Source organism: Helicobacter valdiviensis (assembly GCF_003245365.1).
Taxonomy (GTDB): Bacteria; Campylobacterota; Campylobacteria; order Campylobacterales; family Helicobacteraceae; genus Helicobacter_D; species Helicobacter_D valdiviensis.
Map to the genome: position 1 here is coordinate 21094 of NZ_NBIU01000015.1, position 22539 is coordinate 43632.

The 22539-nt window shown below is 31.3% G+C and carries 24 protein-coding genes and 1 pseudogene; 16 read left to right on the top strand and 9 right to left on the bottom strand.

All coding sequences use genetic code 11. From position 1 onward, the window contains the following. Positions 1-14: 14 nt before the first annotated feature. Genes B6S12_RS06055 through B6S12_RS06075 form a run of 5 tightly spaced genes read right to left on the bottom strand, consistent with a single transcriptional unit; the run spans position 15 to position 4801 of the window. Positions 15-1973, bottom strand: a complete 1959-nt coding sequence (locus B6S12_RS06055; RefSeq protein ID WP_111229907.1) for a hypothetical protein — start codon at positions 1971-1973, stop codon at positions 15-17. Positions 1974-2032: 59 nt separating this feature from the next. After that, a complete protein-coding gene (locus B6S12_RS06060; protein ID WP_111229908.1) occupies positions 2033-2581 on the bottom strand; it encodes a YqiA/YcfP family alpha/beta fold hydrolase in 549 nt (182 codons plus the stop codon). Between the two features lie 15 nt (positions 2582-2596). Continuing rightward, positions 2597-3091 (bottom strand): thiol peroxidase, encoded by a 495-nt coding sequence (tpx, locus tag B6S12_RS06065; RefSeq protein WP_111229909.1) that lies wholly within the window; start codon positions 3089-3091, stop codon positions 2597-2599. 36 nt (positions 3092-3127) lie between these two features. Then, the gene (gene tsaD / locus B6S12_RS06070) at positions 3128-4189 is read right to left on the bottom strand and encodes a tRNA (adenosine(37)-N6)-threonylcarbamoyltransferase complex transferase subunit TsaD (RefSeq protein WP_111229910.1); all 1062 of its coding nucleotides are present in this window, start codon (positions 4187-4189) and stop codon (positions 3128-3130) included. Between the two features lie 9 nt (positions 4190-4198). Further along, positions 4199-4801 carry a hydrogenase-4 component G gene (locus tag B6S12_RS06075; RefSeq protein WP_245892561.1) on the bottom strand — a complete coding sequence of 201 codons (603 nt, stop codon included), beginning with the start codon at positions 4799-4801 and terminating at the stop codon, positions 4199-4201. A 63-nt stretch (positions 4802-4864) separates the two neighbouring features. Here B6S12_RS06075 and B6S12_RS06080 point away from each other — a divergent pair, with 63 nt between their 5' ends. Continuing rightward, on the top strand, positions 4865-5905 hold the full coding sequence (locus B6S12_RS06080) for an agmatine deiminase family protein (protein WP_111229911.1): 1041 nt from the start codon (positions 4865-4867) through the stop codon (positions 5903-5905). A 233-nt stretch (positions 5906-6138) separates the two neighbouring features. Here B6S12_RS06080 and B6S12_RS06085 read toward each other — a convergent pair whose 3' ends face one another. Continuing rightward, positions 6139-7314 (bottom strand): Cj0814 family flagellar-dependent secreted protein, encoded by a 1176-nt coding sequence (locus B6S12_RS06085; RefSeq protein WP_111229912.1) that lies wholly within the window; start codon positions 7312-7314, stop codon positions 6139-6141. Positions 7315-7542: 228 nt separating this feature from the next. Between B6S12_RS06085 and B6S12_RS06090 the strand changes: the two genes are divergently transcribed. The 15 genes from B6S12_RS06090 (at position 7543) to B6S12_RS06160 (ending at position 21171) form a co-directional block, all read left to right on the top strand. Further along, positions 7543-8757, top strand: coding sequence for a peptidoglycan DD-metalloendopeptidase family protein (locus B6S12_RS06090; protein WP_111229913.1), 1215 nt, complete (start codon positions 7543-7545; stop codon positions 8755-8757). Between the two features lie 2 nt (positions 8758-8759). After that, on the top strand, positions 8760-9350 hold the full coding sequence (locus B6S12_RS06095; protein WP_111229914.1) for an NUDIX hydrolase: 591 nt from the start codon (positions 8760-8762) through the stop codon (positions 9348-9350). Between the two features lie 2 nt (positions 9351-9352). Then, on the top strand, positions 9353-9940 hold the full coding sequence (locus tag B6S12_RS06100; RefSeq protein WP_111229915.1) for a hypothetical protein: 588 nt from the start codon (positions 9353-9355) through the stop codon (positions 9938-9940). After that, complete coding sequence (gene lpxB, locus B6S12_RS06105) at positions 9933-11054, top strand: lipid-A-disaccharide synthase (RefSeq protein ID WP_111229916.1); 1122 nt, start codon at positions 9933-9935, stop codon at positions 11052-11054. Before B6S12_RS06100 ends, lpxB begins: the two co-directional genes overlap by 8 nt. Before the next feature lie 74 nt (positions 11055-11128). Further along, complete coding sequence (gene greA / locus B6S12_RS06110; RefSeq protein ID WP_111229931.1) at positions 11129-11602, top strand: transcription elongation factor GreA; 474 nt, start codon at positions 11129-11131, stop codon at positions 11600-11602. A gap of 10 nt (positions 11603-11612) precedes the next feature. Beyond that, a complete protein-coding gene (gene dut / locus B6S12_RS06115; RefSeq protein ID WP_111229917.1) occupies positions 11613-12044 on the top strand; it encodes a dUTP diphosphatase in 432 nt (143 codons plus the stop codon). 9 nt (positions 12045-12053) lie between these two features. Then, positions 12054-12635: a hypothetical protein gene (locus tag B6S12_RS06120; RefSeq protein WP_111229918.1), complete on the top strand. Its 582-nt coding sequence runs from the start codon at positions 12054-12056 to the stop codon at positions 12633-12635. Beyond that, positions 12632-13630: a hypothetical protein gene (locus B6S12_RS06125; protein ID WP_111229919.1), complete on the top strand. Its 999-nt coding sequence runs from the start codon at positions 12632-12634 to the stop codon at positions 13628-13630. Before B6S12_RS06120 ends, B6S12_RS06125 begins: the two co-directional genes overlap by 4 nt. A 7-nt stretch (positions 13631-13637) precedes the next feature. Further along, positions 13638-14276: a type III pantothenate kinase gene (locus tag B6S12_RS06130; RefSeq protein ID WP_111229920.1), complete on the top strand. Its 639-nt coding sequence runs from the start codon at positions 13638-13640 to the stop codon at positions 14274-14276. After that, positions 14273-14887, top strand: coding sequence for an ATP phosphoribosyltransferase (hisG, locus tag B6S12_RS06135; RefSeq protein ID WP_111229921.1), 615 nt, complete (start codon positions 14273-14275; stop codon positions 14885-14887). The genes B6S12_RS06130 and hisG overlap by 4 nt, the downstream gene beginning before the upstream one ends. Before the next feature lie 3 nt (positions 14888-14890). Beyond that, a complete protein-coding gene (leuC, locus tag B6S12_RS06140) occupies positions 14891-16159 on the top strand; it encodes a 3-isopropylmalate dehydratase large subunit (protein ID WP_111229922.1) in 1269 nt (422 codons plus the stop codon). 539 nt (positions 16160-16698) lie between these two features. After that, complete coding sequence (locus tag B6S12_RS06145) at positions 16699-18369, top strand: L-lactate permease (RefSeq protein WP_111229923.1); 1671 nt, start codon at positions 16699-16701, stop codon at positions 18367-18369. Between the two features lie 6 nt (positions 18370-18375). Then, a complete protein-coding gene (locus tag B6S12_RS06150; RefSeq protein WP_111229924.1) occupies positions 18376-19116 on the top strand; it encodes a (Fe-S)-binding protein in 741 nt (246 codons plus the stop codon). Continuing rightward, positions 19113-20528 (top strand): LutB/LldF family L-lactate oxidation iron-sulfur protein, encoded by a 1416-nt coding sequence (locus B6S12_RS06155; RefSeq protein ID WP_111229925.1) that lies wholly within the window; start codon positions 19113-19115, stop codon positions 20526-20528. Before B6S12_RS06150 ends, B6S12_RS06155 begins: the two co-directional genes overlap by 4 nt. Further along, positions 20521-21171 carry a LutC/YkgG family protein gene (locus B6S12_RS06160; RefSeq protein WP_111229926.1) on the top strand — a complete coding sequence of 217 codons (651 nt, stop codon included), beginning with the start codon at positions 20521-20523 and terminating at the stop codon, positions 21169-21171. Before B6S12_RS06155 ends, B6S12_RS06160 begins: the two co-directional genes overlap by 8 nt. Before the next feature lie 146 nt (positions 21172-21317). On the opposite strand, the gene B6S12_RS06165 is transcribed toward B6S12_RS06160, so the two are convergent. From B6S12_RS06165 to B6S12_RS11470, 3 genes and pseudogenes are all read right to left on the bottom strand, one after another. Further along, positions 21318-21701 (bottom strand): hypothetical protein, encoded by a 384-nt coding sequence (locus B6S12_RS06165; protein WP_111229927.1) that lies wholly within the window; start codon positions 21699-21701, stop codon positions 21318-21320. A 100-nt stretch (positions 21702-21801) separates the two neighbouring features. Beyond that, on the bottom strand, positions 21802-21936 hold the full coding sequence (locus B6S12_RS11670) for a hypothetical protein (RefSeq protein ID WP_281267884.1): 135 nt from the start codon (positions 21934-21936) through the stop codon (positions 21802-21804). Between the two features lie 187 nt (positions 21937-22123). After that, a pseudogene (locus tag B6S12_RS11470) lies at positions 22124-22539 on the bottom strand (hypothetical protein); the annotation flags it as partial.

The following is a 22539-nucleotide window of genomic DNA, read 5'->3' on the forward strand; positions in this document are numbered from 1 at the left end:
ATCTCTCCTAAAAATTAAAATTCTTGTTTTTCATCTTTAATGGCAACAAAAACCACATTATAAATAGGTGTTCTAAAAATATCTTGCATCTTAAAATCTTCACTATCACTTACCACCATTTGTGCGCTTACTAAATAATAGCGTTCATTAATCTTAAGAATTTGCTTTTTATCTTTTAGTGTGGTTAAATCCAGCTCTAAAAGATCGTATTTTTCAAAAGAAAAATCCTCTTTTGTAGTTGCATAAAGATTTCTATTTGCGTCAAATAAAACACTAAAAATTTCACTATCTCCTGAAAGAATGGAAGATTCTTTTGAGAGAGTTTTATGGAGAATATTTGTAAATATATCTCCTTCTAAAACAAATGCAAGTCCTCCAACAATGCGATTAGAATTTACAATAGGCGTATAAAATATAAATGTTTTTTTACCATTATAAAAAGGACTTTTTTCATAATTAGATACAAAAAGGTTATTTTTATAGATTACACTTTGAGATACCCTATCATAAATAGCTACTTTTTCACCATTAATAGCATGTATATCACTTCCATTAGCAACAATTACTCCATTTGCATCATATGCTAAAATATTATGATAAATACTGCTTTCTTGTTTAACTCTTTTAATACAAGTTAAAACACGGCTATCTTCTTTAATACATTCTTCTGTGAAATTTTTAAAAGCATCATTTTGTCTAATCCATTGCACATCACCATAAACCATCAAAAATAAATCAAAAACACTATAGGCAGAATATTTAGAATAATAGCCCACAACATTAAAAAGTGCTTCATAAATCCCTTTTTGCAACTCTTCGGTAGATTGCACACAAAGTGTATTCATCTCTTCACTTAAAATTCTAATATTATTCAAAATAGGATTAAGCGCGTAAGAATGGCTTTTTGAAGCGATAATCTCACCATTAATCACAACATCACCTAAATCTTCATTAATATTTTCCGCCTCTGTAATCACACTATCTAAATCCTCAGTAATTAATAGAGAATCTTCTAAAAATTTCTTTTCAATTTTAAATTCTTGTCCTCTTTTTTGATCAAATGCAACTAGTAAAGGCACTACACGATAGATTTTCCATCCCTCCATAATGCCCTTTACATTTTCAAAACTTCTAGAAGCATTCAAATAAAGCCTTTTATGACTTTCAACAAAACTATATTCTTTATGATGGTTTAAAGCTAAATTACTCCCAAAAGGAAAATCTCTAGCATTGCTAGAATAAATAATTTGATTTTTTTGATTAGTTAAAATAAGTTCTGCTTGTGAAATTCTATAAGGATATCTCTTAAGAGAATCCATAAAAATTTTTTCCAAATCCACAATAAAAATAAGCAAAGTAAAGGAATTTTCTTCTAGCTTAATAGGTGCTACAAAGTAAAATGCTTCTTCATCACTATTACCATAAAAATCAATTCTCCCAAAGCAATCTTTAATCTTTTGGTTATAACCTACAATTTCAATATTTTTAGTATTCTTTGCTTCAAACTTAGTAGAAAAACCAATATTTCCATGCACATCATAAAGCAAAACATCTTTATAAGAATTACGATTTTCTAAGAATGTATTAAGATATTTTTTTAGCTCTTCATATTCTTTATTTTGGCAACTTTTTAAAATATATCTACTTGCCCCAAACATTGTAACTTCTTCTGTGCATTTTTTAATTCTACTTTTTATTTGCTCTAAAATTACACAAACTGAAGTATAAGCCTCTTCATATTTATTTAAAAAACTTTGCTCCATAATTGTATCAATAAGTTTTTCTTGCAGATTTTCAAACTTCTCTTGTGTTTGTTCCATATATTCAAAAAGATTTTCTGCAATATCTAAAGAACTTATCTTCCCTGTAAGAGTAGTCTTTCCAAGCAATGCGTTTAAAGAAGTGAATTGAGAACGGTAGCTTTTTATAAGCGGCATATAATTATTTAAAAGATTAATCATTGAAGATTCCATAGTTTGCCTCCTTGTATTTTGCAAATTATAACAAAAAATTTTAATCTATTTTTCAAAAATTAAGAACACCATTGAAGAATATTTTCTTTTTGCATCTCAAAATTATCAAATCTATGAGAACCTCCCTCATAAATTAAAAGTTTGGAATCTTTAAATTTCAATGCAGCTTCTCTATAATCTAGCACCTCATCGCCTTTTTGTAAAAGCACCATAAATAATTTATAGTCAATATTTTTAACTTCCAATTCTTTTAAATCTTCTACTAAATCTTGTGTCCATAAAAAAGTTTCTCCACTATAAGGAACATTTACTTTCCCAATAGCCAACGAAAGATTTCTATAAGCATAAACTGCAGGATTTACAAGCACTGCTTTTAAATTAAATTTATGTGCTAGATAAATTGCATAATACCCACCAAGAGAACTACCAATAAGAGAGATTTTGCAAGATTGCTCTAAATTTTTTAGGATGATTTCTTCTAAAAGCTTAATAGCAAGCTTGGGAGCATAAGGGAGATTAGGAGTTAGAGAATCCTCGCTAAATTCTTTAATTAAACTTCCCTTATAGCATAGCCCAACACTGCGAAAACCATGTATATATAATAACAATCGCTTAACCTAAAACTATTTTAAGCTTGCCAATGCCGCTTCATAATTTGGCTCTGTTGTAATTTCTGCAACAAGCTCTTTATACACAACTTTACCTTCAGGATTTACTACAAATACGGCTCTACTAAGCAATCCTGCAAGAGGAGAGGAACCTAACAATACACCATAAGCCTCACCAAATGCTTTTTCTTTAAAATCACTAAGTGCTACCACATTTTTAATTCCCTCTGTTGTACAAAATCTTCCTTGGGCAAAAGGTAAATCCAAAGACACTACAAAAACTTCTGTATTGGGTAAAGTTGCTGCCTTTTCATTGAATTTTCTTGTTTGCATAGCACAAACACCTGTATCTAGCGAAGGAACTACATTGATTACTTGAAATTTACCACTCGCTCCACCTACACTTTTTACGCTCAAATCACCTGCAACCAAATCTACTTCAGGAGCATTATCCCCTACATTAATTTCTTTTCCTTTAAGTGTTACTTCACTACCTTTAAAAGTTACCATATTTATTCCTTTTTTATTAAATTTAAAACCAAATTTTTAAATATCTTCACTAAAATTTGCATTAAAATCATCAACTTTTGGCTTAGTTTTAACGCTAAAGGGCGAGCTAAATTCTTCCCTTAGATACGATTCTATGCCTACTCTACCTATCATTGCAGCATTATCAGAGCAAAATTCTAAAGGTGCTAAAAGTAAATTTTTTGTATAACTTTCACACATTTTTTGCAATTCTTCGCGTAAAAACAAATTTGCACTTGCTCCACCAACTATAGCAAAATGCTCCCAAGAATCCCTCTGGCTTTTATTTTCTTCAAAAAAAATCTTGCATTTTTGTAAAAGATGTGTGCAGGCTACTTTTTGAAAACTTGCACATAAATTTGCTCTAAAAATTTCTAATTTTTCCCTATCTTCAAAACCTCCTTTTGCTTTAAACTTCTCAATTTCAAGCCTTACTGCATTTTTAAGTCCTGAAAAAGAAAAGGCAAATTTTGCCCTGCTATTTAAAGGCAAAGGAAGTTTAAAAAAGTCTGCATTTCCATTTTTAGCATATTTTTCTACCACTGGACCACCTGGATAACCTAAATCCAACATTTTTGCTACTTTATCAAAACTTTCTCCAAAGCTATCATCTATGCTTCTTGCTACAATTTTAATTTCATGAAAGCTTTTTGCTTCTATCAACATTGTATGTCCGCCTGAAACCAACAAAACTCCAAGAGGAAAAATTGCTTCTTTTTCCAAAAATAAAGAATACAAATGTCCTTTTAAATGATTAACAGCAATTAAAGGCACATTAAGGCAAAATGCAAGAGTTTTTGCCATCATAAGTCCTTCTAATAGAGTGATGTTTAAACCAGGCTCTGTAGTAATAGCAACTGCTTGAACTCTCTCTAAAAAAGGTTTGGTTTTTTCTAAAATTAAAGGTAAAGCTTCTGCATGTAACCTGCTTGCAAGCTCAGGAACAACACCACCATAGTTAGAATGCTCTTTTTCTTGCGAAATTTTTTGATGAAAAATTAACTTTTTATCTATAATTTGCGTGAGTGCGATGGAGCTATCATCGCAACTACTTTCTATGCTTAAAATTAAACCCTGCAAAATTACCCTTTATGCGTCTTGCTCTAACACATTTACTCCAAGATCGGCTAGAGTTTTATCAATCTTCTCTAATGCTCTATCTAGAGTTTTTTTGCTAATTTCTGGCAATTCCTCTCCCCAAGCTTTTTGTGCTTGTTCATAGCCTCTAATAATTCCTTCTCTACCTGCTTTTAGTTTCTCTATATCATTTCCTGCACCCGCAATCACAAAATCAGCAATCCTGTCTGAAGTCTGCGTAATTCCAAAAAATCCATTCTCACCTACTAGCTCTTGTGCTTCTTTTTGACTTAGCTCGCCAAGAGGCTTGCCCTCATACCCAATAGCTGACAAATCAAGACTAGAAAAAAGATCTTGAAGATTTTTAGAATAATTTTCCCCTCCATTAAAATTCCCAAAACTTTGATTTACTCCACTTTGTGCTAAAAAATTTCCACTCACACTCATTTGAAACTGCACTGTATATTGCATCATAAGTTCTTTTGCATCCACTTTAGAGGCACTCTCTTTAATACTCTCCTCTTTTTGTGTTAAACCTTTCTCATTTTGAGTTGGCAGATTAAAATTGCTTTGCAAATTACTTGCATATTCGCTTGTGCTTTTTTTTACTTCCATTTTAAACTCCTTAAAGTTAAATATGTAATAATATCGTCATTTTTTTAAAAAGAGTGAGTCCTTATGAAAAAATTTTATGCAGAATGGGAAAACCAAGATGGAATTTTACTAACTTTTCCCCACAAAGATTCTGATTGGTGCGAATATCTTAGCGAAGTTAGAGATGTATATTGTGAAATTATTTCTAAAATCACTAAAGTGCAATCTTGCATTTTGGTAGTGCAAGACAAAAAAGAGACACAAAACTACATTAAAAACTATGCAAAAAGCCATAATTTAGACTTAAATTTTACTAATTTACATTTAATGCAAATACCTAGCAATGATACCTGGGCTAGGGATTTTGGTGGAATTACAATTTGTAAAAATGGCAAAAATATTGTTCTTGATTTTGGGTTTAATGGATGGGGTTTGAAATTTCCTTCTAATTTTGACAACCAAATCACTTCCAAAATGCAAGAAAAAGGAATTTTTAAAAAAGTCAAAACACAAAAAATTATTTTAGAAGGTGGAAGCATTGAAAGTAATGGGGAGGGAATTTTGCTTACTAACACACAATGCTTACTAGAAAAGAATAGAAACCCCTCCTATTCCAAAGAAAAAATAGAAAAGATTTTAAAAAAGACTTTAGGGATTAAAAAAGTTTTATGGCTCAATTCTGGCTTTTTAGAAGGAGACGATACAGACAGCCATATTGATACTTTAGCGCGTTTTATTACACCCAACACAATAGCCTATTTAAAATGCGATGACAAAAATGATATTCACTATGAAGCCTTAAAAAAGATGGAAGAGGAGCTAAGAGAACTAAGGGATCTTGAGGATAAGCCCTTTAATTTAGTTGCCCTACCTTTTTGTGAGCCAAAATATTATGACAATGAAAGATTGCCTGCAACTTATGCAAACTTTCTTTTTATCAATGGTGCAGTTTTGCTTCCTACCTATAACGACAAAAACGATGCTCTAGCTATAGAGATTTTATCCAAAGCACTGCCAAATCATAAAATTATCCCTATTGATTGCAGTGTGCTAATAAGACAACATGGCAGTTTACATTGCATCAGTATGCAGTTTCCAAAAAACACTCTTTTAAATCTCTCCTAACCTCCTCTTCTCCCTTACTTTTATCATTTTTAGCACTCAAAAATTACAAGATAAGCAAAAAATACAAATAATCTAAAAAAATTGTTTTATTATTAAAGCAAAACATAACACTTATAGCTTAATAAATATACTTTGTAACAATCAAACCTACTTAGAAAATATTGTTAAGATTTTTACATAGTAAGATAAAATTATCATTTTATATTTATCATAAAAAAACCAGCCTAAATAACTTAAGCTTTGATATCTAAACCTTTATTAGAAAGCCTCTCTAAAAGCCCCAAAACATCTACCCCTTTTTCTCTCTGTATCTTTACAAACTGCTCCCAGAAATTTGAATTTATCTCTTCTTTGTAAGTTTCACTTTTGCTTTCTGCTTGTATAGGTTTAAAAGTCTTTTTTTCTTTATTATTTTTCATACCATTTTCTTCACCTTCTTCACTATTTGCAGATTCTTCTGCAGGACTTTTATCATAATCAATTCCTTCTGCTTTTTCTACTTCTTTTAAATTTTTTACAAACTCATCATGCCTTATTTTAAAATCAAGATATTCCTTCTTAAATCCCTCCAAACTTAAATCCATTTTATTCATCAATTCTTGAAACTCTTTAGAAAGGTTTTCAGCCTGTTTGCCTAATTTGATATCTACTTGATAAGCTCTCTTTGTAAAAAGTTGCATAGATAAAAAAGTTTCAATACTATCCCAATCATACACCTCTCCAAAAGGATTTTCCATAAATGCACTTTGTGTGCGATTAGCATTCATAAACTCTTGAAATTCTTTAAGCTCTTCTTTACCTATATTCTTATCTATTCCAGCCATCTTGCCCAATACTGTAGTTTTTCCTTCTATAATTTCAAACCCTCCCCCTCTTAAAAATGCCATCAAAGCTCCACCTTTAGAAATTTCTTCATTTTCTATCTTATAGACTTTTGCACCAAAATCTGCCTTATTAAGAAAACCCATATTAAGCAAAAATATTTCGCCACTCTTCAATCCTCTCCAAAAATCCTTTCTATAATCTTCAATATTTTGCAAATCCTCTTGAGTAAAATTTCCCCCCAAATCTTTCTCCTCTATAATTTTAGAAAAAACTCTATAGGAGTTCCCAACAGTTTTAGCTATATCAATATCTACATACATTGTTAAAAAATCCATATGTGTATAAAGCTCTTTCATCTCTTCTAAACCTTTAGCATAAATCTTATAATCTTTTGGAATACCTGCTTTCTCATTAAAATCGCTTGTAAAAAAGCCATTCTCATCTACTCCATAACCTAAAACTTTATTTACTGCTTGTGATTTATCACTTACAAGGTTTGATAAATTATTGCTTTCTGCAATAAATATATTACTCTTAAAATTATTTGCATAATGATAATTTGAATAAGATTTTATAGGATTCACTATTTTTACCTCTTTTTGAAGCTTTAAAAATATTCTAAATATTTTTGATATTCAAACACACTCTAAATTCATAAAATTTTAGAATTAGAATCGGCTATTTTTAAAAATAATTTATATTTACTATGCTTTTTAGATTTTTCTACATTTAAACAAAATTTAAGTTAAAATTTCGCTTGTTTTTGCTATAATTAAGCTTATTTTAATTTTAAAATCAGGAGCAGTGGATATATGAGTAATAAATTATATAAGAGTATTTTATTTTTATTTTTTGCTTTATTTTCTTCTTCGCTTTATGCAGCGACAATTCAAGAAGCAAAGTGGCCCCAAGGAAAAACCATTTTGAACTTCTTTGAAGAAAATAAAATACCTCTTAAAGTTTATTATGATCTCCCTGCTGAAGATAAAGAACTTGCTGATGAAATCATTAGCGGAAATACTTTTTATTCTTTATATGAGGGCGACACTCTTTTGCAAGCCCTTATTCCCATCAACGAAGATTCTCAACTCCATATTTACAAAGATAGCAATGGATATGGACTAAAAGCAATTCCAACCCTCTATTTCAAAGAAGAAAAAACAGTCGCACTTTCTGTGCAAAACTCTATCTACAACGATATTGCAAACTATACAGGAGATGGCTTTTTAGCACATGAATTCATCCAAAGTTATAAAAATAGTGTAGATTTTAGAAGACAGATTAAAAAAGATGATAAAGTTGCCATCATTTATGAACGCAAATATCGTCTTGGAAGACCTTTTGGCGTGCCACAAATCAAAGCTTCTGTCTTAAATGTTGGCAACCATAACCAATATGTTTTTAGAAATAGCGATGGTAATTTTTATGATTTAAATGGCAATCATCTCAATAAATATCTCCTTACCATTCCTTTAAAATATAAAAGAATTTCTTCTCAATTCTCTATGGGTAGAAAACACCCTATATTAGGATACAAACGCCCTCACTTAGGTGTGGATTATGCAGCACCTAGATACACTCCTATTAAAGCTGCTGGTAAAGGTAAAATAGTATTCTTGGGAACAAAAGGGGGGTATGGCAAAACCGTTATTATCCAACATGAAAATGGCTACAAAACCCTTTATGCCCATATGCAAAAATTTGAAAAAGGTTTAAGGGCGGGTTCTTATGTATCTCAAGGTAAAGTAATAGGAGCTGTTGGAAGCACAGGACTTAGCACAGGTCCCCACTTACATTTTGGACTTTATAAAAACGGCAATGCCTTAAATCCTCTAAAACACTTAAGAATAGCAGTTTCAGCATTAAAAGGCAAACAAAAAGAGGAATTTTTAAATCTTGCAAATTCCTATAAAAATGACTTGCATTCTGCTATTGCAAACAATATAGATAGCACACCTTTGCAAAAGAAAAACAATACTTATATTGTATATCTCAACGAAAATAATCTAGAAAATGCGCTCAATTAACAATGAAACAAATTAGTAATATTCGCTTTTGTGAGTGTGTAAATTCCAAATATGTAAAACCCAAAAGAATGCTCTTTTGCGAAAATGGTAAAGAAAGAGCTTGGGATATTATAGAAGCCCATGATAGTGTCGCTGTGCTTTTGTATCACACACAAAAAGACTCCTTTTGTATTGTAAAACAATTCCGTCCTGCAGTATATTTAAAAGAACAACAAAGAAATGCCACAATTAAAGAGCTTGGCTATACTTATGAATTATGTGCTGGTATCACTGATAAACCCAACAAAAGCTTAAAACAAATCGCTAAAGAAGAGATTTTAGAAGAATGTGGCTATGATGTTCCTTTAGAAAAAATAGAAAAAATCACTGAATTTTATAGCTCTGTGGGATTTGCTGGTAGCAAACAAACTCTTTTTGTTGCTAATATTGATAACTCTATGCAAAAAACAAAAGGGGGTGGAGTTGATGATGAAAATATAGAAGTTATTTACATTCCAAAAGAAGAAGCCTACTCCTTTATCTTTGATGAAAACTACCCTAAAACTTCTGGAATTATGTTTGCATTTTTATGGTATCTTAAAAATAAGGCTTAACTTTGGCAAATACTGAGGCACTTGCAAAACTCATTGAAAAATTAGATGAGATTAAAGATGCATGGCAAATTTATGAAATTTTTGAAGAAGAAAGAAAGAAATTTAATGAAGAATTTGCACTTTTAGAAGAAGATAAAAAAAAGCTTATAGAAACTTTTAATGAAATTTCAGCCAAAAATGCAATGCTTTTAGCACAAAATAAAGACTTGGAAGAAAGAAACAAGATCTTAGAACAAAACTTAAACAAAACTAACCAACCCATTTACAAAATCGTTCAAACAGAGCCTAAAGACACAAGTTTTCTTCAAACTCAATTTGAAAACCTAAAACAATCCTTGCAAACAATCAAAGACAAACAAAAAAACTTCAAAAAGCCTATTTTAGAACCTTTAAAAAAAGTAGAGATTCTTTATAAAAATACCGAAAAACTTCTAGCAGTTCCTGCAAAAGAATATATTCCATCAAGTAACACTCTACCCTTAGAAGAATATATCAAAGAATTTGAAAAATGGCTTTTAGAATTTGACTTAGAATTTTCAAAATTTGGAATAGAAATTAGGGATTTCAACAAAGAAGAAGAATATGAATAAACCCTTAAAAATCTTCATATCTTCTTTAGAATACTCTTCAAATATCCATCTACTCCACCTTTTAAATGCATTAAAAAATATGCAAGTTAAATTTAGTTTGCATGGGATTTTTGATAACTCTCTCATTGCAGATTTTAAAAGTGATTTCTCTCCCAATAGTTTCAGAATTATGGGCTTTATAGATGCACTAAAAGTTATTAAAACTTATTTTAAAATCAAAAAAAAACTTACAAAAATTGCCCTAAATTGCGATATTGCTTTATTTATGGATTCTTCTTCTTTTAATATTCCCCTTATTAAAAGTATTAAAAAAAACAAAAACTCTCCAAAAATTATTTACTATATTCTTCCACAAGTCTGGGCTTGGAAACCCTATAGAGCAAAAATCTTAGAACAAATTTGCGATGAATTATGGGGAATTCTACCCTTTGAGGAACAATTTTACAGCAAAAAAGAAAAAATCTCCTATGTAGGACATCCTCTCTTAGATGAAATCCCATACTTTTTTGATACTGCACCTGAAAGTGGCAATATTGCTTTTATGCCTGGTTCTAGAATTGCAGAAATCAAATCTTTAATGCCACTTTTTATTCCGCTTGCTAGAATCTTAAAGCAAAAGAACAAAAAAGCACTTTTAATTATCCCAAAACATTTCAAAAATAATGATTTGGATAAAATTTATGGAAATTTGGAAGATTTTACACTTTATTTTGACACCTATGAAGCCCTAAATTTAAGTGAATTTGCCTTTGTATGTAGTGGAACAGCTACTTTAGAATGCACTCTTATGGGCATTCCCACACTACTTGTTTATAAGGCAAAATTTTTAGACTATCTTCTTGCTAAAATGCTAGTTAAACTAAACTTTATTGGGCTTGCAAATATTTTTTTGGAATTTTACTATTATAAACATCCTTCTTTAAACACAAATCCCAAAATCGCCCCTATCCATGAAGAATTTTTGCAAAAAGATGCCAACCTAAATAATCTCCTCAAAGCTTGGGAAACCTACAATATGGAGCATTTCTACAAAGAAAGGAGAGTGCTTTTAAAATATTTAAAAAATGGCAGTGCCACAAATTGTGCAAAAAAAATACAAAACTTTTTAAAATAAGGGCATTTTAAAAGCAGTTAGTGTATGATGAGCGATTAAAATCAAAATGGAGATATATCGTGCAAAATGAACCAATGACACAATATGGTTATGAAAAACTAGTTAATGAATTAAAAAATTTAAAAGAAGTAGAAAGACCTAATAATATAAAAGAAATTGATACAGCAAGAGAGCATGGAGATTTAAAAGAAAATGCAGAATACCATGCAGCAAGAGAAAAACAACTTTTTATTGATGCAAGAATTAATGAGCTAACCCAGCTTTTAGCACAAGCTAGAGTAATCGATCCAAAAACAATCACACATGATAAAGTAAGTTTTGGATCTACAATTCTTTTAGAAGATATGGATACAGAAGAAGAACTTTGCTACACTATTGTAGGAGCAACTGAGAGCAATCCTGATATTGGATTAATTTCTTTCCATTCTCCTTTAGCCAAACAACTTTTAGGAAAATGTGTAGGCGATGAAGTTAATGTTGTATTGCCAAGAGGAAAAGCGGATTATGAAATTTTAAAAGTATTTTACAAAGAAATTAATTTTGAATAAAAGGAGGAATATGACTAAAATCAAAATTAAAAAGCTAAATGAAAATGCCATTATCCCACAATACCAAACGCAAGGTGCTTCAGGGCTTGATTTGTGCTCTTGTGAGGATTTAGTCATTCCAAAAGGAAAATGGACACTTATTCCTACAGGGCTTGCAATCAGCATTGAAGAAGGATTTGAAGTGCAAGTGCGTCCGCGTAGCGGATTGGCACTAAAGCATGGAATTAGTGTATTAAATACACCTGGAACGGTTGATAGCGACTACAGAGGTGAGATTAAAATCATTGCGATTAATTTTGGTGAGAGTGATTTTCCTATTAAAAAAGGCGAACGAATCGCACAAGCTGTGCTTTGTAAAGTAGAAAAAGCAATCTTAGAAGAAGTAGAAACCCTTGATGAAACAATGCGTGGAGAGGGTGGATTTGGTAGCACAAACAAATAAGGAGTTTTTATGAGTATGAAGCAAAATTTAAATTTCATCAAAGAAGAGATTAATAATGATGAGAAAATGCTAGAAGGGCTAATACGCTTTGAAGGCTGGTTTAAACGCTACAAAATTCCACTTATTGCTCTAGCTGTTTTTGTAATTTTATTAGGTATTGGCTACTATGCAAATGGAATTTATACAAATATGCAAAATGAAAAAAATTACAATTTTTATTCACAAGCATTGCAAGGTGATGAAAAAGCACTCAATTCTCTAAAAGAAAGCAAAAGCAAACTTTATGATTTATATTTGTTTAAAAATGCTATTGGAAATAATGATAGCAAAACTCTAAAATCTTTAGAAAGCTCTAAAGATCCCATTATAGCAAGATTTGCAAAGGCTCAAAATGCAAGTTTAAACAAAGATACATCTACACTATCACAAAATTCTTTAGGGGAATTTGCCTTGCTAGAAGCTGCTTATTTGCAAATCCAAAAAGGAGATTTTAAAGCCGCCGATGCAATTCTTCTAAAAATTCCTGACAACTCACCCACAAAAGAAATTGCAAATGCCTTGACACATCTTAAAGCAGGAAGTGAAAAATGAAACAAATAGCAGGAATTTTATTTTTTATACTCTTTTTAAGTGGTTGTGGTTCTAAATACTATTATGAACCCAAAGAAGAGGATTTAAAAGGAAGCACTTCTTATACAAATTCTATTCCTTCTTCCATTATCGCAATCTCAAGAGATGGTGCTACCCTTAAAAATGGTAATTTCATCACAAAAAATGGAGAAGTAATTGACTTTACTCTCCCTAAAAATGCACGCTATCTTAATGAAAGCGAATCTTACTACCTTGCTACAAGTAATACAAAAGAACTTATTTTAATCAATAAGCAAACCAAAGATACTATTTATCTAAACTTTGAAGCAAATCCTATAAGTGCAAGTATGGAAAATAATCTAATTGCAATGATTTTTGATGACAATTCCTTGCAAATTTTTGATTTTGATACCAAAAAAACTCTTTATAAATTATCAAATCCTTCTGCACCCACAAACAACACCTTAATAGCTTCTCCTTATTTCTTAGGAGATATTATTGTAATGCCAACTTTAGATGGCAAATTAGTTATTATTGATAAACCTAGTATGCGTATGATTAGAAATATTGTTGTTAATGGTGAAAAACATTTCAATAATGTCATTTTCTTAGATGCCATAGGCAATAGAATGGTAGCTGCTACTCCTAAGCGTGTAATTTCTGTAAGCCCTAGTGTTATCAATACTTTTGAAGTGAATTTAAAAGATATTCTCTTTTTTGAAGATAGAATTTTCTTATTTTCCTCTGAAGGAGAAGTTATCCTAACAGATGTGGATTTAAATGAAATCAAGCGTTTAAAATTTCCTTTTGCACACTTTAGTGCTCCAAACCACGGACGCAAGATCAATGTTCTAGAAACACAAGGGTATTTTTTAAGCATAGAAGATGATTTAAGCGGTTATGAAGTTTTTGAAATTCCTAGCAAAATTAAAGAACCTGCCTTTAGTGCTGGGGAAAAAATCTTTGTTGATGATTCTTATTTAGATTTAAATTAGGCTAATTATGATACTTTGTGATATTGGAAATACTTTTTTACATTTTTATAACCATGGAAAAGTATGGAAAGAAGAACCCCACCAACTTTCCTCCAAAGATTCTAGCGAAGTAATTATTTATATTAGTGTCAATGAAGAATCCACAAAATCTTTGCTCTATTCTCATCCAAAGTGTTTTGATCTTACTCCTTATTTATACCTTGATACTGCTTATAAAGGACTTGGAATTGATAGAATAGCCTCATGCCTTGCAGTTCCTAATGGAACAATTGTGGATGCTGGAAGTGCCATTACAATTGATACAATGCACAATGGTATCCACCTTGGAGGCTGTATCTTGCCAGGAATTGAAAGATATAGAGAACTCTTTAGCACCATTGATGTATTAGATTGCGATTTTAATCTTAGTGTAGATTTAGATGCATTCCCTCAAAATACACAAGATGCCATTAGCTATGGTGTTTTAAAATCCATTGTTTCTATGATAGCCCAAAGTTCAAAAGGTAAAAAAATTTACTTCACAGGTGGGGATGGAAAGTTTCTCTCACGCTATTTTCCAAATTCTATTTATGATGATTTGCTAATCTTTAAAGGTATGCAAAATGCAATTAGCACCCATATTACTTCAAGAGGTATCAAACTATGATAAAAGTCGCACTTCCTAAAGGAAGAATAGCCCAACAAACCCTAGAAATCTTTGAAAAATATCTTAATACAAAGCTTGTTTTTGAAGATAGAAAGCTTATCCTCTCATACGATAATTTTACTTTTATGCTTGTAAGAAATCAAGATGTTCCCATCTATATCCAAAGAGGTGCTGCTGATATTGGCGTGGTAGGATTAGATGTCCTAGAAGAAAAAGAAAGTCCGCTTGTTAGACTTTTGGACTTAGAATTTGGTAAATGCAAAATAGCCATTGGCTCTCCTAAAGATTATGTGCTAGATTTTTCCAATCCTCATTTAAAAATTGCCACAAAATTAGAAAATATCACAAAAAAATTTTTTAACAAAAAAGCTTTAAGTGTAGATATTATAAAGCTTTATGGATCTATTGAATTAGCCCCTCTTGTGGGAATGGCAGATGCAATTGTAGATTTAGTAGAAACAGGTGATACTATGAAACAAAACAATCTTAAAATTGATGCAATTATTATGGAGATTAGTGCATATTTAGTTGCTAACCGCAATAGTTTCTACGAAAAAAAAGAAGAAATTTTAAAACTGCATGAATTTTTTAAAAATCACATTAAGGAGTAAAATATGGGTCAAACAATCACAGAAAAAATTTTTTCAAACCATGTAGGCAAAGAAGTTTATGCAGGAGAAATTATAGACTGCCCCATTGATATGGTAATTGGCAATGATATTACAACACCTCTTTCCATTAAGGCTTTCAAAGAAAGTGGAGCAAAGTCTCTAGCAAATCCTGATGGATTTTGCATTGTTATGGATCATTTTATCCCTGCAAAAGATATAGCAAGTGCCAATCAAGCAAAAATTAGTCGTGATTTTGCTAAAGAACACAATTTAAAATACTTTTTTGATGAAAAAGATATGGGAATTGAACATGCCTTGCTTCCCGAAAAAGGCTTAGTAGTAAGCGGAGATGTAATTATAGGGGCAGATTCTCATACTTGCACGCATGGAGCTTTAGGAGCTTTTAGCACCGGTATGGGAAGCACGGATTTAGCTTATGCTATGATTAGTGGCAAAAACTGGTTTAAAGTGCCTAGTGCCATCAAAGTAGAATTTAGTGGAAAACCTGCAAAACATATTTATGGAAAAGACTTAATTTTGGAAGTTATTAGACAAATTGGCGTAGATGGCGCACTCTACCAAACACTAGAATTTTGTGGAGAGGGAATAGAATATCTCAATATGGATGATAGATTTTCATTATGCAATATGGCAATTGAAGCAGGGGCAAAAAATGGAATCATTGCACCTGATGATATTACAAGAGAATTTTTAAATTCAAGAAAAAGTCTAAGAGCTAAGCCTAAAGAATTTTTCTCTGATAAAGATGCTAAGTATAACAAAACTTTACACATTGATATTAGTAAGCTAGAACCTATGGTTGCCTATCCTTTCTTGCCAAGCAATGGCAAAAGTATCACACAAGCTACAAAAGATAATTTAAAAATAGATCAAGTATTTATAGGAAGTTGCACCAATGGGCGTTTGAGTGATTTAAAAATCGCTAGTGAAATTTTAAAAGACAAAAAAGTGCATAAGGATGTGAGATTAATCATCACTCCAGGAACACAACAAATTTACAAAGACGCACATAAATTAGGCTATATTGATATTTTACTTGAAAGCGGTGCTTTAATTTCAAATCCTACATGTGGGGCTTGTCTTGGCGGATATATGGGGATTTTAGGAGATAATGAACGCTGTGTTTCTACCACAAATCGTAATTTTGTAGGTAGAATGGGTGCTAGAAATTCTGAAGTATATCTAGCAAATTCCGCAGTCGCTGCTTATAGTGCAATTCAAGGAAAAATTGCAGATCCAAGGGAAATTTAGTTCCCTTTGTCACCTTTTAGCTTATCTTTTAAAATTTTGCTTATTTCATCTCAACAAAGCACTTCAAGATTTTAAACTATAATATTTAATTTTATTGTAAGCTTTTAGCTATAAAAAGTCATACAAAATAAAAAATGTGCGAAAATTCAAAACTCCATCTCTCCAACAATATGTTAAACTTTACTTTCATAGGCAATAGATTGTTCTTATTTTACAAATATAATCCATTCTAATAATATAAACAATCTTGAGTAAAAGCCAACTTTATACAAAAAATAATCCATACTTGTTAAATTCTGCAAAACTTAAAACCTAGAAATTATTCCAAATTTAAGCCTATCTAAGCAATGATAAAAAATCTTACCCGCTATTTGAAGCAAAGAGTTACCGCACTAAATCCTTGCAATTTTACAATTCTCCCCCCATAAAATAGTTACTATTTTATACACTATCCAATAGTTTTCTTTAACATAAAGAAGTAACAAATCATTTATTTGATATGCTTTAAGAAAATAGATTAAACATTTTAAAGGAAAACCATGTGGGAACAAATTTATGATCCATTAGGCAATATTTTCTTAAGTGCTTTTGTAGCCTTTTTGCCTATACTTTGTTTTTTATTATGCTTAGTAATTTTCAAATTAAAAGGTTATCAAGCTGGCTTTTTAACTGTAATTTTAGCAAGCATTATTGCACTATTTGTTTATGGTATGCCTTGGAATTTAGTGGGTGCTAGTTTTATTCAAGGATTTACAAATGGTATGTGGCCTATTGCTTGGATTATTATTGCGGCTATTTTTCTTTATAAACTTTCTATCAAATCAGGCTCTTTTGAAATCATCAAACAAAGCGTGATAAGTATTACTCCTGATCATAGAATACAAGTTATTTTGATTGGCTTTTGTTTTGGCTCTTTTTTAGAAGGTGCGATTGGTTTTGGTGGTCCTGTTGCCATCACAGCAGCACTTTTAGTAGGACTTGGCTTAAAACCTTTGCAAGCTGCTGGGCTTTGTCTTATCGCAAACACTGCACCTGTTGCCTTTGGTGCAGTAGGAATCCCAATTATAGCTATGGCAAATCTAGTAGGAGTGGATGCACATCCCATCTCTGCTATGGTAGGAAGAATGTTAGTTCCACTAAGTCTTAGCATTCCATTTTTTATTGTGTTTTTAATGGATGGATTTAAAGGTATCAAAGAAACTTTTCCAGCGATTTTAGTAGCTGCTTTAAGCTTTACTGGAACACAATTTTGGAGTTCTAATCATCTAGGTGCAGAATTACCCGATATTATCTCTGCTGTTGTTTCTTTAGCAGTTACGACTATATTTTTAAAATTTTGGAAACCCAAAAATATCTTTAGATTTGACAACCAAACAGATTTTAAACAAGACAATCGCCTTAATTTTTCTCTCGTATTGAAGTCTTGGATGCCTTTTATTTTGCTTATTATTTGCATTGTTATATGGACACAACCTTGGTTTAAAGCAATTTTTGATAAGGATGGTATTTTAAGCTATACAAGCATTACTTTGCAATTTAGCAATATCACAACTCAAATCTTAAGTCCCTCCATTACTGGAATTGGAGATCCAAAACCTCTTTCTTTAGCCCTAGGGGTAGATTTAGTAAATGGAAAAGCAGTAGCACAAGCTGGAACTGCTATTTTACTTGCAGCTTTTTTAACCATAGCAATTCTAAAAATAAAAGCAGAAGATGCTGCAGAATGCTTTTGGGCTACCCTAAAAGAAATGGCCATACCTTGTTTAACCATAGGCTTAGTAGTTGCCTTTGCATTCATCTCTAAAAACAGCGGTATGAGTGCTACTCTAGGTTTAGCTTTTGCACATACTGGAGATGCATTTGCATTCTTTTCACCTATCATTGGTTGGATTGGGGTATTTTTAACCGGTTCTGATACAAGTGCCAATTTGCTATTTGGAACACTGCAACATGCAAGTGCGCAAAAACTAGGAATTAGCGAAGCTTTATTTTTGGCTGCAAACTCTGTAGGTGGCGTAGTAGGAAAAATGATAAGCCCTCAAAGTATAGCTATTGCTTGTGCAGCTGTTGGATTTGTAGGAAAAGAATCAGAACTTTTTAGATTTACTTTAAAATATTCTATAGCCTTTATTATTTTAATAGGAATTTGGACTTTTATAATAGCATTTTTTATGCAAGGAATTATTCCTGAAATTAGTTTATTAAAATAAGGAAATATTATGAAAAAAGTGTATTTATTTGCCACTTGTCTAGGCACTGCCTTAATGCAAGAGAGTGTTTTAAGTGCCATCAAACTTCTACGCCGTGAAGGCATAGAAGTAATCTTTAAAAAAAATCAAACTTGCTGTTCACAACCTTCTTTTAATTCTGGTTATTTTCATGAAAGCAAAAATGTAGCTTTACACAATATTGAACTTTTTGATAAAGATTATCCCATAATTGTCCCCAGTGGTTCTTGTGCTGGAATGATGAGTCATGATTATTTGGAACTTTTTAAAGAAGATAAAAATTTCAAAAAAGTAGAAGAATTTAGCTCACGCATTATAGAGCTTTCACAATATCTTGATGAAGTCTTAAAAGTGGATTATGAAGATAAAGGAGAACCCATAAAGGTTACTTGGCATTCTAATTGCCATGCTTTAAGAATTCAAAAAAGTATAGAAGCTAGTAAAAACCTCATTAAAAAGCTCAAAAATGTTGAACTTGTCAATCTACAATACGAAGAAGAATGCTGTGGTTTTGGTGGAACCTTTTCAATAAAAGAACCCCAAATTTCAAACTCTATGGCTTTAGAAAAAATCAAAGATATTCAAAATACTGGTGCAAATTATGTAATTAGTGGAGATGGAGGATGCTTACTTAATATTTCAGGAACTCTAGCTAAAATAGGCTCTAATATTAAAGCTATACATCTATATGATTTTTTAAACAAACGCCTTGAGGGAGTAGCAATATGAAAATTCCACACGAAGAATTGGTTAGCATCAAATTAAACGATTTACAAATGAGAGATAATCTAAGATCTGCTATGCATACTTTGCAAAATAATCGCCTCAAAGTTATTGAAGATAAATTTCAAGACTGGCAAGGCTTAAGAGATAAAGCCAAACAAGCCAAAAACAATGCCCTATCAAGCCTATATGATAGACTTTTAGAATTTGAAAAAAATGCCACAAAAAATGGTATACAAGTGCATTGGGCAAGCAGTGATGAAGATGCTTGTGAGATTATTTATGAAATTATGAAAGAAAAAAATATTTCTAAAATTTTAAAGGGCAAGTCTATGGCTAGCGAAGAAATAGGCTTAAACCATTATTTAGAAAAAAAAGGATTCAATGCAATAGAAACAGATTTGGGCGAGCTGATTTTACAATTAAATGAAGAAACTCCTGTGCATATTGTTGTGCCCGCTATTCATAAAAATCGCTATGAGATAGGTAAAATTTTTCAAGAAAAGCTAGGTTCTCATTTAGAAAGCGAGCCAGAAAAACTAAATAATATTGCAAGAAAACATTTAAGAGATCAATTTGAGGGCTTGCAAATGGGTCTTAGTGGGGTAAATTTTGCTATGTCTAAAGAAGGAGCTTTTTGGCTGATAGAAAATGAAGGAAATGGTAGAATGTGCACCACAGCAAGCGATATTCATGTAGCACTTTGCGGAATTGAGAAAGTAATGGAGAGTTTTGAAGATGCTGCTACTATGGTAAGCCTATTAACTCCTTCTGCTACTGGACAATTTATACCTACTTACAATAATATCATTACTGGCCCAAGAAAAAATGGTGATTTAGATGGCCCAAAAGAAGTGCATATCGTTCTTTTTGATCACAATAGAAGCAAAATGCTAAACGACAAAGACTATTATGAAGCCTTGCGTTGCATAAGATGTGGTGCTTGTATGAATTTTTGCCCTGTGTATGATAAAATAGGTGGCCATACTTATCAAAGCGTCTATCCAGGACCTATTGGAGAAGTAATTAGTCCCAATATTTTTGGAATGCAAACCAATGGAGATATACTAAGTTTTTGTTCGCTTTGCGGGCGTTGTTCTGAAGTGTGTCCTGTCAAGATTCCTCTTGCAGATTTAATTAGAAAATTAAGGGCTGCAAAAATAGGACAAGGTAGCTTTGAAAACATCTCTACTAATAAAAGCGAAACTTTTGCTTTTAAAATGTTTGAGAAAGTTGCCACTAGTCCAAAAATATGGAGAATTGCCACATCTAACCTACACCATTTTAACACGCTCTTGCAAGCAGGAAAAAATTCTCTACCTATTATTAAAAAATGGAGTGCTTATAAAGAATTTCCTAATGCTAAATATAATCTCTACAAAGAACTTGAAAAAATAGAAGGAGTAAGCTGTGAATAGACTAGAAGAAATCTCAAACAAAAGCAAAAAAGAAATTCTAGAAAAAATCAAAAATGCTCATTTAGAAGCTAGCAAGCTTCCAAGTATAGATCCTATCGAGCACATAAAAACCACGCAAGATAAATTACAAGAATTAAAAGAAAAAATGAGCGCAAATAAATACATTGTAGAAGAAAGCACTAAAGATGAATTGGAAGATAAAATAAATCAAATCGTTGCAAATTATGGCTATAGCAAAATGATTTATCCAAACAATCTAGACATCAATCTAGAAAAAATCCACGCGGAACAAAAAATCTGTTTTAATCAAAAAATAGAAGATTTAAGAAGCGAAGTTTTTCATAGTGAATTTTCTATCATCAATGCAAGGCTTGGAGTAAGCTCACATGGAGTAGCTTTAGTTCTATCCTCTAAAGAACAGCCTAGAATGCTTTCTTTAGCACCTATGCTTTGTATAGTTTTACTTAAAAAAGAAAATATAGTAAAAAGTCTTAGTGAAGCTTTAAATACAGTGAAAAAAGAGCATGAGATTTTACCTAGTAATATTTTATTTATCGCTGGACCTTCAAGAACAGCCGATATTGAGTTAATTACGGTTTTTGGTGTGCATGGTTCCCAACAAGTGCATATTATTTTATATTAATGGGGAGCTTAAATCTAAAACTTCTAAGCTCCCATAAAATAATATTAACTTTTCTTATAAACTTTGGTATTCAAAATTATTTATCTTGCTTTAAAAAAAATAACCTAGATTAAAGTGTTTTTAGGTATTTTAATGGTTGTGATTATTCATAATACTCCTAATCTTTTAAAAAACTCTACCACATAAGGCAAGAAATTTAGCATTAATGCTATAGCACCAATTACAAAAACCATACCATAAACTTTTTTTTGGCTATATCCTCTTGTTTTACCCCATAATTTATAAACATTTTGCGCTAGAAAACAAAGCAAATAAAGGCCTAAAAACAGAGATTGCCAAACTAAAAAATGCATAAATTTACTATGATGATAGATAAGTAAAGATTCTCCATAAAGCAAAGCTATGCTTAATAGCACACTAACAATAAAAATAAAAAATCCCAAACAAAAACCAAAGAATAGATTTTGAGTATCTATTAGCTTATATCCACTTTTAAATCTTTTTATACTCAAAAATACACATAAAAACAAAGATTAAACCCACTCCCGAGTAATATAACACATTAAAAATTTCTACATAAGATTGTGTCTTAGAGTGATTCAAAAAATATAACGCTACCACACTAATACATTATCCAAAAAACAAAGGAAGTCCTACTAGAAGTTTATTTAGGCGATAAAAAAGCATAACAAAAAAGAGAGCAAAAATATTTACATGATAGATAAAAAACATGCCGATTGCCTCACCACCAACAGAGTTAAACATATAACCACTCCTCTAACACAATATCTAAAAATACAAAGCTATAAAAAAGAAATCTAAACTTAGATAAAATGTTGTTTTATTTGCAAAATTCATAATTATACAAGAAAAATAGAAATGGCGCTAAAGAAGTAGAATTTGCGCTAAATATAGTTGTCAGCATATCTGGAAATTTACCTCGTATGCGTGATTATCGGCATTGTATTTTAAAAAATAAATCAAATCCCACATTCTCATAATCCCATACCCCAATAGGCTGATTGCTATCATTATTATTAGGTTTCACAGTATCAATGATAAAAGCACGCACCTTTTTGCACGCAGCATATAAAGAATGGTAATTATAGAATCTTGCAACTCTCGTGATTTGTATAAGGCTTGGTATATATAAGATATTAAAAGCCCCTGCGATAGAGTATAGAGCAAAATTCTGCTTGTATTTTGGGTTAGAGTGGAATTTCTTTAAGATGATATTTTTGTTATATGTGGGTTTTGGATAGAGGATAAGAATATTATGGAGTGTATTTGTCTCTAATGTTTCAAATTTTTTACTTAAAGTTTTATTAAGCAAGGCAACATTATCCAATTTATTAGCACCTAAATTCT

Excerpts from the sequence above, each read along its gene's own strand:
- B6S12_RS06145 (WP_111229923.1), top strand. The coding sequence starts at position 16,699 with ATGTGGGAACAAATTTATGATCCATTAGGCAATATTTTCTTAAGTGCT.
- B6S12_RS06125 (WP_111229919.1), top strand. The coding sequence starts at position 12,632 with ATGAAACAAATAGCAGGAATTTTATTTTTTATACTCTTTTTAAGTGGT.
- B6S12_RS06055 (WP_111229907.1), bottom strand. The coding sequence starts at position 1,973 with ATGGAATCTTCAATGATTAATCTTTTAAATAATTATATGCCGCTTATA.
- B6S12_RS06120 (WP_111229918.1), top strand. The coding sequence starts at position 12,054 with ATGAGTATGAAGCAAAATTTAAATTTCATCAAAGAAGAGATTAATAAT.
- greA (WP_111229931.1), top strand. The coding sequence starts at position 11,129 with ATGACACAATATGGTTATGAAAAACTAGTTAATGAATTAAAAAATTTA.
- tpx (WP_111229909.1), bottom strand. The coding sequence starts at position 3,091 with ATGGTAACTTTTAAAGGTAGTGAAGTAACACTTAAAGGAAAAGAAATT.
- leuC (WP_111229922.1), top strand. The coding sequence starts at position 14,891 with ATGGGTCAAACAATCACAGAAAAAATTTTTTCAAACCATGTAGGCAAA.
- dut (WP_111229917.1), top strand. The coding sequence starts at position 11,613 with ATGACTAAAATCAAAATTAAAAAGCTAAATGAAAATGCCATTATCCCA.
- B6S12_RS06130 (WP_111229920.1), top strand. The coding sequence starts at position 13,638 with ATGATACTTTGTGATATTGGAAATACTTTTTTACATTTTTATAACCAT.
- hisG (WP_111229921.1), top strand. The coding sequence starts at position 14,273 with ATGATAAAAGTCGCACTTCCTAAAGGAAGAATAGCCCAACAAACCCTA.
- B6S12_RS06080 (WP_111229911.1), top strand. The coding sequence starts at position 4,865 with ATGAAAAAATTTTATGCAGAATGGGAAAACCAAGATGGAATTTTACTA.
- B6S12_RS06155 (WP_111229925.1), top strand. The coding sequence starts at position 19,113 with ATGAAAATTCCACACGAAGAATTGGTTAGCATCAAATTAAACGATTTA.
- B6S12_RS06095 (WP_111229914.1), top strand. The coding sequence starts at position 8,760 with ATGAAACAAATTAGTAATATTCGCTTTTGTGAGTGTGTAAATTCCAAA.
- B6S12_RS06090 (WP_111229913.1), top strand. The coding sequence starts at position 7,543 with ATGAGTAATAAATTATATAAGAGTATTTTATTTTTATTTTTTGCTTTA.
- B6S12_RS06075 (WP_245892561.1), bottom strand. The coding sequence starts at position 4,801 with ATGGAAGTAAAAAAAAGCACAAGCGAATATGCAAGTAATTTGCAAAGC.
- B6S12_RS11670 (WP_281267884.1), bottom strand. The coding sequence starts at position 21,936 with ATGTTTAACTCTGTTGGTGGTGAGGCAATCGGCATGTTTTTTATCTAT.
- lpxB (WP_111229916.1), top strand. The coding sequence starts at position 9,933 with ATGAATAAACCCTTAAAAATCTTCATATCTTCTTTAGAATACTCTTCA.